The following is a 13,422-nucleotide window of genomic DNA, read 5'->3' as shown; positions in this document are numbered from 1 at the left end:
CATACTGAAAAAATACGCCGCAAGTTGAAATAGATGCGCGGGTGCATCGGCGCATTGTGCAGTTCGTGCCAGGCGCGCGCGAGCAGCAGGCTTTACCGATGCTAAACGGCTCGCTGCAACCTTTCCGTGAGTTGCCGCGATCCGCTTTTCCCTATCCCTTTCATTTGGACCTTCACGGAGCCCTGATGTTCAGTTTCAGCAACAAGGCCAAGATCGAGAATGCGCTGGCGCAGACTGCCGCGATCGGCAAGTCGCAGGCGGTGATCGAGTTCAAGCTCGACGGCACCATCGTCGACGCCAACGAGAACTTCCTGAATGCGATGGGCTACACGCTCGACGAGATCAAGGGCAAGCACCACAGCATGTTCGTCGATCCGGCCATTCGCGACAGTCAGGACTATCGCGCGTTCTGGGCCAACCTGAACCGCGGCGAGTTTCAGGCCGCGCAATACAGGCGCATCGGCAAGGGCGGCCGCGAGATCTGGATCCAGGCCTCTTACAACCCGATCCTGGACAAAAGTGGCAAGCCGGTCGGCGTGATCAAGTTCGCCACCGACATCACGGCGCAGAAGATTCACAGCATGGAGGAGGCCGGCAAGATCGCCGCGATCGGCCGGGCGCAGGCGGTGATCGAGTTCAACATGGACGGCACCATCGTCAATGCCAACGAGAATTTTCTAAGCGCGCTCGGCTACTCGCTCGCCGAGATCCAGGGCAAGCACCACAGCATGTTCGTGCCGCCGGCCGACCGCGACAGCGCGGCCTATCGCGACTTCTGGGCACGGCTGAACCGGGGCACGTTCGAGGCCGGCGAATTCAAGCGGCTCAGCAAGGGCGGCAAGGAAATCTGGATCCTCGCCACCTACAACCCGATCCTCGACGACCGCGGCAAGCCGTTCAAGGTCGTCAAGTTCGCCACCGACGTCACCCAGCAGAAGGTGAAAACCGCCGACAATGACGGCCAGATCGATGCGATCGGCAAGTCGCAGGCGGTGATCGAGTTCAACATGGACGGCACGATCCGCACCGCGAACCCGAACTTCCTCGCCGCGATGGGCTATTCGCTTGCCGACATCCAGGGCAAGCATCACAGCATGTTTGTCGAGCCCGCTGAGGCGAGCGCGGCCGGCTACCGCGAGTTCTGGGGGGCGCTGAACCGCGGCGAATTTCAGGCCGCCGAATACAAGCGCATCGCCAAGGGCGGCCGCGAGATCTGGATCCAGGCCTCCTACAACCCGATCCTCGATCTCAACGGCAAGCCCTACAAGGTGGTGAAGTACGCCACCGACATCACCGCGCAGGCGATCGGCCGCAAGAAGGCAGACAGCGCGCGCGGCCTGATCGAGGCGGTCGCCGCCGGCAGCGAGGAGATGAGCGCCTCGATCCGCGAGATCTCGGAAACCATGACCAAGTCGAAGCAGAACGCCGCGGTCGCCACCGGCCGGGTCGAGGCTGCCGACGGACAGGCGCAGAAGCTCAATGCCGCAGCTCAGGCGATGAGCGGCATCGTCGAGATGATCTCGAGCATCACCGGGCAGATCAACCTGCTGGCGCTCAACGCCACGATCGAGTCGGCGCGCGCCGGCGAAGCCGGCCGCGGCTTCGCGGTGGTCGCCTCCGAGGTGAAGAGCCTCGCCAATCAGGCCAAGCAGGCGACCGACACGATCTCCTCTGAAATCGACGCGCTGAACTCGATCGCCGCCGAAGTGGTGAGCTCGCTGTCCGAGATCAAGGCGGCGATCGCCGGCGTCAACGAATACATCACCTCCACCGCCGCCGCGGTCGAGGAGCAGAGCATCGTGACGCAGGACATGTCCACCAACATGCAGCGCGCCTCTGCCGAACTCGCAGCGTAAGCCACGGTGCGATCCTCGAAGGATGGGCGGCCCCGGCTGGGGGCCGTGCATCCTTCGAGACGCGCGGCTTTGCGGGCTCTTCAGGATGACGGCGAGAGGGTCGGGCGTGCAGTCGGAAGCCGATACTCCACACTCCCCGGCTGGTGGCCGTACACCCTTCGAGGCTCGCTGCGCTCGCGCCTCAGGGTGACGGAGAGAGAGCATGCCGCGTGTCGCCGTCGGGTTGACACGTCGGAGTAAAGGTCGCAGACGGTCGGGACTTCCTGCCCGAACCGATGGACCATCCGATGAATTCCGCCTCCCCCAAAGTCGCACTCGTGACCGGCGCCGCGCGTGGCATCGGGCTTGCCGCGGCGAAACGCTTTCTCGCCGACGGCTGGCGCGTCGCGCTGCTCGATATCGAGGGCGAATTGCTGCGCGCGGCGGTCGCGGCGCTGAGACAGCCCGACGACACGCTGGCGCTCACCTGCGACGTATCGGATGCCGCTAGTGTGGCAGCCGCGATCTCTGCGATCACCGACCGGTTCGGCCGGCTCGACGCGCTGGTCAACAATGCCGGCATTGCCGTGTTCACGCCGGTGCTGGAGACTTCGGACGCCGACTGGAGCCGGATCATGGCGGTCAACCTCACCGGCCCGTTCTTGTGCACCAAGGCGGCCGCGCCGATAATGCGCGAGCATGGAGCCGGCGCGATCGTCAACATCACCTCGATCTCGGCGGTGCGCGCCTCGACGCTGCGCTCGGCCTACGGCACCAGCAAGGCCGGCCTCGCGCATCTCACCAAGCAGCTCGCGGTCGAGCTCGCCTCGCTCGGCATCCGCGTCAACGGCGTGGCGCCCGGCCCGGTCGAGACCGCGATGGCCAAGGCCGTCCACACGCCGGAGATCCGCGCCGACTATCATGACGCCATCCCGCTCAACCGCTATGGGCTGGAGGAGGAGCTGGCGGAAGCGATCTTCTTCCTGTGCTCGGATCGCGCCAGCTACATCACCGGACAGATCCTCGCCGTCGACGGCGGCTTCGACGCCGCCGGCATCGGCCTGCCGACCCTGCGCGGCGCGCGACGGAATGGCTGAGGACACGCAAGTCCTCCCGTCATTGCGAGCGAAGCGAAGCAGTCCATCGCCCCTCGCAATGACAGAACCGACGCTACGCGCTCAATCTATCACCGTCACCCCCGCGCAAAGGCTTCGCCTTTGTCGCTGGGGTGGCTGCTTCTTCAGCGGCCCTCGAAGGGTCGACGGCCCGGCTGGTGGCCGATTCATCCTTCGAGGCTCGCCCAGCGGCGCAATTGCGCCGCAAGGCTCGCACCTCAGGATGACGGAACTAACATTAGCGCAATTGTCTTAGCGTCCGTTCACAGCGACCACGCGCCACGCGCCAGCCAGCCGGTCGATCCGCGTCAATGACAGCGGATCGATGACGAAGCGCAGCGCGAGCTCCGGCGCGAGCTCGAGCGCGATCGCCAGGATCGCGCGGATGGTGCCGGAATGCACGACCAGCACGACGTCGCCGGCCGGCAGGCGCGCGAGCCCTGCCCGCGCTCGCACGATCTGATCGGCAAAGCTTTCGCCGCCCGGCGGCCGGTTGTTGCCCGGCGATTGCCAGAACGCGCGATAGGCCGCGCCGAGCTCGGCTTCGATCTCGCTGTGGCGCCGGCCGGTCCAGTCGCCAAAATCCTGCTCGCGAAAGGCGTGGTCCTCCGCTGCCGTCAGGCCGAGCTTTGCGGCGGTCTCGCGGGTGCGCCGCGCCGGACTGCACACCGCGAGAGCGTGAGCCGGCAGCCGCGCCTGCAACGACGCGAATGCCGCGGCATCGCTGAGGTCCGCGGGCGCATCCGGGGCATGGATCACGCCGCGCGGGCCGTCGACCGGCGCGTGGCGGATCAGCCAAAGACGCGTTTCACTGTCCATCGACGCCCTAACCTAACCGCGCCGCAAGCAGCACCAGGATCGCGGTCTCCGCGACCTGCTCGGCGCCGCCGAGCACATCGCCGGTCTGGCCGCCGATTTGCCGCTTTGCCACGAGCACCATGATCAGTGCGCTCGCACCGGCCACGATCGCCGCCAGCAGCGCGCTGCCGAACGGCAAGGCGAGGACTGCGATCAGCAGCGCCAGGCCAGCCGCGACCACGGCAATTGTCCCATCGGGCCTACCGGCATTGGCGGCGAGCCCGTCCTTGCGCGCATAGGGCAGGCTGATCGCGATCCATGGCAGCACGCCGCGGCCCAGCGCGTGCGCAGATATCAGGCTCTGCACAACGAGACCATTCGGAATTGCCGCGAGAGCCGCGAGCTTGGCGGCAAAGCTCACCACCAGCGCCAGCGCGCCATAGGTGCCGAGCCGGCTGTCGCGCATGATCTCGAGCTTGGCCGCGACATCGCGGCCGCCGCCGAACCCGTCGGCAACATCGGCGAGCCCGTCCTCATGCAGCGCGCCGGTGAGCAGCGCACCGCCGCCGAGCGCGAGCGCGGCGGTGGCCAGATCCGGCACACCGATCGCCCGCAGCAGCAGGCAAAACAGGCCGATCGCCGCCCCGATGGCGGCCCCGACCAGGGGAAACAGCCGCTGCGCCCGGGCAAAGCTCTCCGGCCGCGCGCCGTCCGGATGCGGCATCGGCAAGCGGGTCAGGAAGGCGGTGGCGGTCCTGAGTTCGTCGAGCCATTGATTCATGGTGAAGGCCTGGAAATTGGGCTAAAGCGCGACGAGATCGGGCTCGATCTCATCGCGCTTTAGCTTCCTGTTAGGGCATGATCTCCGCGCAAATGCTACGCATTTGTCGCGAGGAAAACCGCTTCACACTTTTCCGGATCATGCATTAGCTTGCGGCCCGCTCGACGAGGGAATCGCATGCAGTTCAGTACTCTAGACGACATCCGCGGCTTTTGTCGCGACCTGCCGCAGGGCGACGAGGCCAGTGCCGCGGCCGCCACGCAGCGTCAGCAGAACCTGACCAAGCCGCCGGGAAGCCTCGGCCGCCTGGAAGAGGTTGCGATCTGGCTGGCGCGCTGGCAGCGGCGCGAGATGCCCCGGCTCGATCACGTCACCATCGCCGTGTTCGCCGGCAATCACGGCATCGCCGAGCGCGGCGTTTCAGCCTATCCCTCCGAGGTCACCGCGCAGATGGTGGCGAACTTCGCCGCCGGCGGCGCTGCGATCAACCAGATCGCCAAGCTTGCCGGTGCCGAGCTGCGCGTCGAGCCGCTCGAGCTGGCGCGCCCGACCCGCGACTTCACGACCGGGCCGGCGATGGACGCCGCCGATTTCCTGGTCGCGCTCGATACCGGCTGGCGCACGGTGCCCGAGCAATGCGATTTGCTCGTGGTCGGCGAGATGGGCATCGCCAACACCACGGTCGCCGCGACGCTGTGCGCCGCGTTGATGGGCGGGCGCGGCGTACGCTGGGCCGGCCGCGGCACCGGCGTCGACGATGCCGGGCTGATACGCAAGCGCACCACGATCGATGCGGCGCTCAAGCTGCATCGCGGCGTGATCGACGATCCGCTCGTCACCGCGATGTCGCTCGGCGGACGCGAGCTCGCGGCGATCGCGGGCGCCGTGCTGGCGGCGCGCGCACGCTGCATTCCGGTGCTGCTCGACGGCTTCGTGGCGACAGCCGCGGTGCTGCCGCTGGCGCGGCTTCAACCCGACGGCCTCGCGCATTGCCGCGCCGGACATGTGTCGGCCGAACTCGGCCACCGCGAATTGCTGCGCGAGCTCGAACTCGCCCCCTTGCTCGATCTTAACATGCGGCTCGGCGAAGGCTCCGGCGCGGGGGTTGCGATCCTTTTGTTGCGCGCGGCGCTCGCCTGTCATGGCGGCATGGCGACCTTTGCCGAGGCCGGCGTCTCCGGCGCGGGCTGAGGCTCTCGGGAGAGCCGGAGGGTTCCCTCAAAAAGCCGGTGCATAGCGTCGGCACGGGCCGCAATCTTCGCGTGCGCAGCATGACCTCTACGCGCTTAAGGCCTAACCTTCGCGGCGGTGAGACGCCGACCGGCGTCTCAGCCGTGCTGAACCAGATACCGGGGAGAAATCACCTCATGTCGGGCGTTCTCATCAATCTGATCATTCAAGTCATCAGCGGAGCCGTCGGCGGCAATGTCGCGGCGGGAGCGGCCAAGAACATCGATCTCGGCACGCTCGGTAACACCATCGCAGGCGCCATCGGCGGCGGCGCAGGCGGACAGCTTCTGGGCATGCTGATCCCCCTGCTCGCCAATTCCGGCGCGACGCCTGATATCGGCAGCATCATCGGCCAGGTCGCGGGCGGCGGCGTTGCCGGCGCCGTGCTCACTGCGATCGTGGGGGCGCTCAAGAACCGCGCGGCCTGAGCCACCTGCTGTCGCGACCGGGACATCGGTCTTGACGATGCCCTATTCCGGCGCGAGCCTTGCGGCTTCAGATGCGGCGGCACCTCGATCGCATCGTGGCAGGGATTGCGCGCATGAAAATACTTGTCGCGGCGGCAGCTCTCTGCGCAACGGTTAGCTGCGCGCAAGCCGATGTTCGTATCCTCGCCAGCCCCGGCGGGCAGGTCGGCCCGTTCATCGAACTGTTCGACAAGGTGCGCGAATCGGGCGAGCGCGTCGTGATCGACGGGCCCTGCCTGTCGGCCTGCACATTGGTGCTCTCGATGGTGCCGGGCGACCGCATCTGCGTGACGCGGCGCGCCGTGCTCGGCTTCCACGCCGCGCGCTCGATTGACCGGCGCGGCCGCACCTATGCAGAGCCGGAAGCGTCCGTGGCGGTGCTGCAAGCCTATCCGGCACCGGTGCGCGGCTGGATCGTCCGCCGCGGCGGCCTGACCTCGCGCCTGCTATTGCTGCGCGGCCGCGAGCTCGCGGCGATTTATCCGCGGTGCAGGTAGCGGCGTGGATTGCGTCTTTCTTGACCCGCCGACGCTACCGGACCGTCATCCTGAGGTGCGAGCCCTTGCGAGCCTCGAAGGATGAACGGCCCCGCCGGTGGCCGTCGATCCTTCGAGGGCCGCTGAAGAAGCGGCCACCTCCAGCGACAACGGCGGAGCCGTTGCGCGGGGATGACGGGGCAATCAGGCTGCTCGGGGTTACATCCCCTGCGGGCAGTTCACCATCCAGGGGATGCCGAACTGATCGACGCACATGCCGAAGCCGTTGGAGAAGAAGGTCTTGCCGAACGGCATCGTCACCGTGCCGCCCTCGGACAGCGCCTTGAAGCGGCGTTCGGCCTCCGCGGGATCCTCGACCTGCAACGCGACGTGAAAACCCTGCGGCTTCTGGAAGTGGCCGGGCGGGGCGTCGGACGCCATGATGATCTCGCCGTCGATCGTGAGGCGGGCGTGCATGATCTTGTCTTTCCAGCCGGGCGGCGTCTGCATCTCCGCACTGCCCTCGCCGTAGGGGAAGGTGTCCTCGATCCGGGCGCCGAGAACCTTCTCGTAGAATTTCAGCGCGGCGCCGCAATTGCCGTCGTAGGAGAGATAGGGGTTGACCTGCATCGCATGCTCCCTTGGGTCATTCGAGCCTCGTCCCGATGGTATCGGAACGAAGGCTCTGGATTGTTATCTTGACACGTTTTCTTGACGCGAACCGGTAACCACTTCGCGCGAAAACGCGCTACTTTTCAGTCAGCTTCTTCAGATTGGCGAGACCGACCTCGAAATCCCTGCCGATCATGCGATCCAGGTTCATGAACACCTGCATCACCTTCGACATGAAGACGGCCGGACCATACATGGTCCATGTGACGCTGGTCGCATCTCCCTGCGGCAGCATTGTGAACTCGGCGGTGTTGTGGCCTTCGAACGGCTTGATGAAGTCGAGCTTGATGACGATCTTCGACGGCGCGGAGGATTGCAGGATCTCCATGCGGCCGGCGCCGACATTCTTGTTGCCGTCCCAGGCGTAGACCGCACCCTGCCCGCGCCCGGCGCCGCCATAGATCCGCTTCATGGCCGGATCCCGGTTCTCGTAGGGCGACCAGAGCGTCCACTGATGGAAATCGTCGACCAATGGAAAGATCCGCTCGGCCGGCGCGTTGATGCTGATCGCACGCGTGACGCGGAGCGTGCCCGGCTTGGTCGCCGCGAGGACGAGGATGACGGCGATCGCGACGCCGAGGACAATCGCGATGATGGCAATGGTCTCGAACATGACGGGCTCCACAGGGATCGATTGAAGAAAAATTCAGCGGCGAAACGGAAGCAGCGCGCGCAGATTGCCGTCGCGCAGATAGAGCCCACCCCACAACATCAGGCCGAGATAGAGCCCGAACAGCGTGTGGGTGAACAGCGGGCTGCCGATCCGCACATGTGATGCGATCGCGCCGCCGAGATAGCCGGTGAGCAGGATCGCGCCGAGGATCGAGGTCGGCGGCACCGAGTAGAGCAGCGTGCAGACGATGGTGATGATGCCGAGGCTGCGCGCCAGCGCATCGCTCGCGCCGAAGCCCATCCTGTCCATGGTCTCGGTGACGACCGACAACGGCACCAGCTTGATCGCGCCGTCGAACAGCAGGAACAGGACGACCACGCCGCTCATGACGCGTCCGGTGATGCGGGCGGGCTTTGAGACTTCGGTGTCGACGATCGTCGGCATGACAGGCTCCGTAACGCTTGGTGATGCTCTCTGCCTTCATGACGAACGGCGGAATGCGTGGCCGACAACCCCGGTGAAGATTTTTGCATGTCGTCGCAACGCATGATCGAGGCTCCCGGTGCGGGAGCTCGAGTCACGAGCATCCGGCCAGATCCAAAGAGGTTTGCCCCTTCAACGGGGTCGGCCCCGCGGCCCCTCGCCCTCAGTCACCTTGCGTGAAAAAGGCTTCCTCGCTGGGCAGCGAAGGCGGCCCGTGAGCCGCCCCTTTGACCGCCGCGAACGCATCGGCAAGAAACAGAGACTTGGCGCTCTCCCTGGCGAGTTGTTCGATGCGGGACTGCAACTCCCTGACCTTCTGAGAGTTGCTTTCGGCCAGGTTGGTTTTTTCCGATGGGTCTTGCGGGATATTGTACAGCTCGATCGCCGAAGGAAGCGGCGTCCGCCAGATCAGCTTCCAGTCACCTGCGCGCACACCGCCGCGGAATGGCTCGATGTTGTAGACCACCTCCTGCCTGGGCGAGGGGGCGCCTTTGCTGACGGTGGCCCAGACGTCCAGCCCATCAAGCGGCTTTCCCTTGCCTGGCTTGGCGAGGTTGGCGCCGGCGAGGCCGGCGAGCGTCGGGAACATGTCGACGACGTGCATCATCCCCCTCACCTCGCCGGCGCTGATTTGCCCGGGCCAGTTCGCGAACGCGGCGACGCGCGTCCCGCCTTCGTACAACATGCCTTTTCCGCCGCGGTAAGGACCGTTGTCGGCCGGCAGCTTCAGCTTCGACACGTCGGCATCCCCGGCAAGGAGCGCGGTCTGGTTGCCGCCATTGTCGCTCATGAAGACGATCAAGGTGTCCTCGCGCATCTTCTTCCGTTCGAGCGCGGAGACCAGCTTGCCGATCTCGTCGTCCATGCACGTGATCATGGCGGCGTAGGTGCGTCTCGTCGGATCTTCGATGTGACGGTACCTGTCGATGTATTCCTTCGGAGCCTGGTAGGGCGAGTGCGGAGCGGTAAAGGCTAGATACAGAAACAGCGGTGTCTTTGGATCATGGGCGTCGATTTGCGCGACGGCATCCGCGCCCCACAATTGAGTGACGTAGCCCGGCTCGTTCACCGGCTTGTCGTTGCGATACCAGTCGCGCACATTTGCCGATGAATGGGTGAAGTAATCGACCTCGCCCACCATCGATCCATAGTGGTAATCAAACCCGCGTTGACGCGGCCAGAACTTGCGGTCGGCGTGCCCAAGATGCCACTTGCCGACCATGGCGGTCCTGTAGCCCGCTTCCTTGAGCGCCTGCGGCAGCAGCCATTCATCGGTTGGCAAGCCGTATTTGGCGGGCGTCGGAATGACCAGGGTTTGCAAGCCGTAGCGGCACGGATAGCGGCCGGTCATCAATGCTGCGCGGGTTGGGGTGCACATCGGCTGGACGTAGAATTGCTCGAGCCGGGCCCCGTCCTGCGCAAGCTTGTCGATATTTGGGGTCTTGATGTCGGAGCCGTGAAGTCCGACGTCCTTCCATCCGAGATCGTCCGCGACGATGTAAACGATGTGCGGGCGCGGCGCGGTCGATTGCGCGGCGGCAGACGTGGGGTTCGCAGGCGCAATTGAGGCCAACGCAAGCATGGCCAGGACCGAGCTGCCGTTCAACAGGAGATCGCGGCGATTTATTTGGCGATTGCCTTGCGCTGAATGCACCGATTTATCGAGCGGGCGATCAATCATTTCATTCTCCGGGCAATGGTTTTGTGTGCAATTCACGCAGGCTACTGCGGAGGTGCGCCGCAGGGAAGCAGGCAATGGCAGCAGCGGCGGCGTTTCGATGCCGGGCGGCAATCGGGGCTTCGAGGGAAGCATCGCTTTCGGGGAGGAAGCGATACGGGCTCAGGGCCGCACATGACGGCCGCGCGACAGCCTGACGACTATTTCCCCGCCTTCGCGTTGCGCGGCTGGCTGTCGCGCATCAGGCGGTCGATATGCATGCGGATGTGGGCGGCTTCGGCGGTGGTGTTGGCGAGCGCGATGGCGCGGTCGAAGGCGATGCGGGCCTCCTCGTTGCGGCCGAGCTGCATCAGGAAGGCGCCGCGCACGCCGAAATAATGGAAGTAGTTGGCAAGCCGCGGCGCCAGGGGCTCGATCATCTCGAGCGCGGCTTCCGGCCCCTTCACCTTGGAAACCGCAACGGCGCGGTTGAGCGTGATCACCGGCGACGGCTGCATGACCTCGAGCGCGCCGTACAGCAGATCGATCTGGGTCCAGTCGGTATCCTCGGGCTTCTCCGCACGGGCGTGCAGCGCTGCAATCGCCGCCTGCACCTGATAGGGACCGCTGCGGCGGTGGCGCATCGCCTTGTCGATCAGCGCGAGGCCCTCGGCGATCTGCTTCTGATTCCACAGGCTGCGGTCCTGGTCGTCGAGCAGGATCACCTGGCCGTCGGCGTCGAAGCGCGCCTCGGCGCGGGCGTGCTGCAGCAACAGCAGCGCGGTGAGCCCCATGATTTCGGGCTCGCTCTGGAACAGCCGCAGCAGCAGGCGGGCGAGGCGAATCGCCTCCTCGCACAGCGGCGCGCGGATTTCGGCGGTGTCGCCGCTCGCCGAATAGCCCTCGTTGAAGATCAGATAGATCATCGCCGCGACCGAGGCGAGCCGCTCGCTGCGCTCGACCGCACCCGGCGTCTCGAACGGCACGTTGGCATCGGCGACGCGCGCCTTGGCCCGCGTGATGCGCTGCTCCATCGCCGCTTCCGAGACCAGGAAGGCGCGCGCGATCTGCTTCACCGTGAGACCTGAGACGATGCGCAGCGCGAGCGCGATCTGCTGCGTCGCCGGCAGATCCTTGTGACAGCAGATGAAGAGCAGCCGCAGGATGTCGTCGCGGTAGTGCGAGCCGTCGAGCCGCTCGGCGATCTCGTCCTCGGCGTCGTCGAGGTCGGAGATCGCCTGGTCGTCGTCGGGCAGCGGCTGCTGCTTCTTGTTGCGGCGGACCTCGTCGATCGCGACGTTGCGGCCGACCATGATCAGCCACGCCGCGGGATCGCGCGGCGGGCCGTTCTGCGGCCAGCTCTTCAGCGCCCGCAGGCAGGCGTTCTGGAACGCCTCCTCGGCGGTGTCGAGATTGCGGAAGTAGCGCAGCAGGGCGCCGACCGCCTGGGGACGCGCGGACGTCAACGCAGCATCGATCCAGGCGGTGTCGGTCACGCTCACGCCTTGGTACCCCCCTGATTGAAGTAGCCGACCGGGCGGATCTCATAGGTGCCGCCGGGATTGGCCTCGCCGAGGTCGCGCGCGATGTCCAGCACCTCGTCGAGGTTCTTGCCCTCGACCAGATAGAAGCCGAGCAGCTGCTCCTTGGTTTCGGCGAACGGGCCGTCCAGCACCAGCGGCGGATTTTCCTTGCGCAGCGTGGTCGCCGCGGTGGTCGGCAACAGCCGCGCCACCGGGCCGAGCTTGCCCTGCTTGGCGAGTTTGTCCTGCACGACGGACAGTTTCTGCATGACGGAGGCGTCGTGTTCCTTGCTCCAGGAACCGACCATGTCTTCGTCATGATAGCAGAGGATGGCGTACAGCATCGAAAAGGCATCTCCGTTCATTGCAAGAACGAACGATTATGCCCGCTGCCGACAGGGGGCGCGAAAGAAATTTAGGTTCCGGATGCCGGCGATGGATTTTGATCGAGGCTCCATCACGAGCTTCGACAAACTGGACCTCAGCCGCGGCGACGGCATGTCAGGACGTCGCCGCGACGATGAACGTGCGGTTACCAATAAGCGCCGTAGCGGGCGGCGATCCGGCGCGCCTCGGCTTCATCGCTCTCGCGATGGCGGACGTGGCTCCTCGTCACCGGACGGGACGCCTGCTGCCGCGGGGACTCCACGGGTTGCGCCTGGGCCTGTGATGGGGCCCGCTGGGCCTCGCCCTGCGCTGGAGCAACGGCCGGTTGCGCCTGCGCCGGCGCATCAGCGTTTGCGAGCACGAAGCCTCGGCTTTGATCGGCGTGGGCCGTGGCGCCGGCAGCGAGGATGAAAGCCGACATCAGGATCAGTTTGCGCATGGAAGTTCTCCCCTGTTGATGGCAGGAGATGAGTGCGGGCTCGACCCGTTATGTGACATACATCACATTGATGTTGGAGGTATCGGGATGGGTAAGGGCGCACTCGCGCTGCTGATCAATGGCGGCTCGGAAAACTGGTCGTCGGCGCGCTGGAAGGCGCGGTTCGACGCGGTCTGCCCGGACCGCCGCGTGGTGCTGCTGCCGGACGGCGCGCTCGATCCCGCCGAGGTGCATTACGCCGCGGTGTGGAAGCCGAGGCCGGGCGAGCTCGCGGCGTTCAAGAACCTGCGCGTCATCTTCAATCTCGGCGCCGGGGTCGACGCGTTGATGGCCGATCGCTCGCTGCCGGATGTGCCGCTGGTGCGGGTCGCGGTCTCCGATCTCACCGACCGCATGACCGAATATGTCGTGCTGCATGTACTGATGCATCACCGCCAGGAGCTCTATTTGCGCGAGTCGCAGCGGGTGAAGCGCTGGGCTCCGGACTATCAATGGGCGGCGAGCGCGATCACCGTCGGCGTGATGGGGCTCGGCACGCTCGGCGCCGCCTCGGCGCAGGCACTGCGCGCGCTCGGCTTTCGCGTCGTCGGCTGGAGCCGCAGCGAGAAGCGGATCGACGGCATCGCCTGCTATCACGGCGCGGACGGGCTCGACGCATTCCTGCGCGAGACCAACATCATGGTCTGCCTGCTGCCGCTGACGCCGGACACAAGGCATGTGCTGAACCGCGACGCGTTCGCGAAGCTGAACCGCGAGAGCCCGCTCGGCGCGCCCGTCATCATCAATGCCGGCCGCGGCGGCTTGCAGAACGAGGCCGACATCCTGCGCGCGCTCGATGACGGCACGTTGGGCGCCGCCTCGCTCGACGTCTTCGAGACCGAGCCGCTGCCCGAGGCGAGCCCGTTCTGGACCTGTCTCTTATACACATCTGACGCTGCCGACGAAC

General features: G+C 65.9%; 15 protein-coding genes. 6 read left to right on the top strand and 9 right to left on the bottom strand.

Annotated features, from left to right (window positions below; genetic code table 11):
* Positions 1–185 precede the first annotated feature (185 nt).
* Positions 186–1,856 (top strand): methyl-accepting chemotaxis protein, encoded by a 1,671-nt coding sequence (locus IF803_RS36045; protein WP_461195501.1) that lies wholly within the window; start codon positions 186–188, stop codon positions 1,854–1,856.
* Positions 1,857–2,143: 287 nt separating this feature from the next.
* On the top strand, positions 2,144–2,932 hold the full coding sequence (locus IF803_RS36040; RefSeq protein WP_461195500.1) for an SDR family NAD(P)-dependent oxidoreductase: 789 nt from the start codon (positions 2,144–2,146) through the stop codon (positions 2,930–2,932).
* Between the two features lie 270 nt (positions 2,933–3,202).
* Here the strand turns inward: IF803_RS36040 and IF803_RS36035 are convergent, their stop codons facing one another.
* Together IF803_RS36035 and cobS are read right to left on the bottom strand one after the other, a co-directional pair.
* Positions 3,203–3,769 (bottom strand): histidine phosphatase family protein, encoded by a 567-nt coding sequence (locus tag IF803_RS36035; RefSeq protein WP_461195499.1) that lies wholly within the window; start codon positions 3,767–3,769, stop codon positions 3,203–3,205.
* Positions 3,770–3,776: 7 nt separating this feature from the next.
* Entirely contained in the window at positions 3,777–4,529 is a 753-nt protein-coding gene (gene cobS, locus IF803_RS36030) for an adenosylcobinamide-GDP ribazoletransferase (protein WP_411781932.1), read from the bottom strand.
* 177 nt (positions 4,530–4,706) lie between these two features.
* On the opposite strand from cobS, the gene cobT reads away from it, so the two are divergent.
* From cobT to IF803_RS36015, 3 genes are all read left to right on the top strand, one after another.
* Positions 4,707–5,720 carry a nicotinate-nucleotide--dimethylbenzimidazole phosphoribosyltransferase gene (cobT, locus tag IF803_RS36025; RefSeq protein ID WP_461195498.1) on the top strand — a complete coding sequence of 338 codons (1,014 nt, stop codon included), beginning with the start codon at positions 4,707–4,709 and terminating at the stop codon, positions 5,718–5,720.
* A gap of 176 nt (positions 5,721–5,896) precedes the next feature.
* Positions 5,897–6,187, top strand: a complete 291-nt coding sequence (locus IF803_RS36020; RefSeq protein WP_016842535.1) for a hypothetical protein — start codon at positions 5,897–5,899, stop codon at positions 6,185–6,187.
* 113 nt (positions 6,188–6,300) lie between these two features.
* A complete protein-coding gene (locus IF803_RS36015; protein ID WP_069275915.1) occupies positions 6,301–6,723 on the top strand; it encodes a S49 family peptidase domain-containing protein in 423 nt (140 codons plus the stop codon).
* Positions 6,724–6,921: 198 nt separating this feature from the next.
* Here IF803_RS36015 and IF803_RS36010 read toward each other — a convergent pair whose 3' ends face one another.
* The 7 genes from IF803_RS36010 to IF803_RS35980 all read right to left on the bottom strand — a co-directional run bounded on the left by IF803_RS36010 (position 6,922) and on the right by IF803_RS35980 (position 12,476).
* A complete protein-coding gene (locus IF803_RS36010) occupies positions 6,922–7,332 on the bottom strand; it encodes a VOC family protein (protein ID WP_028343957.1) in 411 nt (136 codons plus the stop codon).
* Positions 7,333–7,450: 118 nt separating this feature from the next.
* Entirely contained in the window at positions 7,451–7,987 is a 537-nt protein-coding gene (locus IF803_RS36005; protein ID WP_461195497.1) for an SRPBCC family protein, read from the bottom strand.
* Between the two features lie 33 nt (positions 7,988–8,020).
* Positions 8,021–8,431: a DoxX family protein gene (locus tag IF803_RS36000; RefSeq protein WP_461195496.1), complete on the bottom strand. Its 411-nt coding sequence runs from the start codon at positions 8,429–8,431 to the stop codon at positions 8,021–8,023.
* Between the two features lie 202 nt (positions 8,432–8,633).
* A complete protein-coding gene (locus IF803_RS35995) occupies positions 8,634–10,151 on the bottom strand; it encodes an arylsulfatase B (RefSeq protein ID WP_461195495.1) in 1,518 nt (505 codons plus the stop codon).
* A 197-nt stretch (positions 10,152–10,348) separates the two neighbouring features.
* Entirely contained in the window at positions 10,349–11,629 is a 1,281-nt protein-coding gene (locus IF803_RS35990) for an RNA polymerase sigma factor (protein ID WP_304498579.1), read from the bottom strand.
* On the bottom strand, positions 11,626–11,994 hold the full coding sequence (locus IF803_RS35985) for a YciI family protein (protein ID WP_028332829.1): 369 nt from the start codon (positions 11,992–11,994) through the stop codon (positions 11,626–11,628). Before IF803_RS35985 ends, IF803_RS35990 begins: the two co-directional genes overlap by 4 nt.
* Positions 11,995–12,182: 188 nt before the next feature.
* Positions 12,183–12,476 carry a hypothetical protein gene (locus IF803_RS35980; protein WP_461195494.1) on the bottom strand — a complete coding sequence of 98 codons (294 nt, stop codon included), beginning with the start codon at positions 12,474–12,476 and terminating at the stop codon, positions 12,183–12,185.
* Positions 12,477–12,563: 87 nt separating this feature from the next.
* Between IF803_RS35980 and IF803_RS35975 the strand changes: the two genes are divergently transcribed.
* Positions 12,564–13,422, top strand: an 859-nt coding sequence (locus IF803_RS35975; RefSeq protein ID WP_461195493.1) for a 2-hydroxyacid dehydrogenase, incomplete at its 3' end; no start/stop codon positions are given.

The organism is Bradyrhizobium sp. UFLA06-06, from assembly GCF_054820065.1.
The sequence above is the reverse complement of the archived record's forward strand: the minus strand, read 5'-3'. Positions and strand labels throughout refer to the sequence as shown.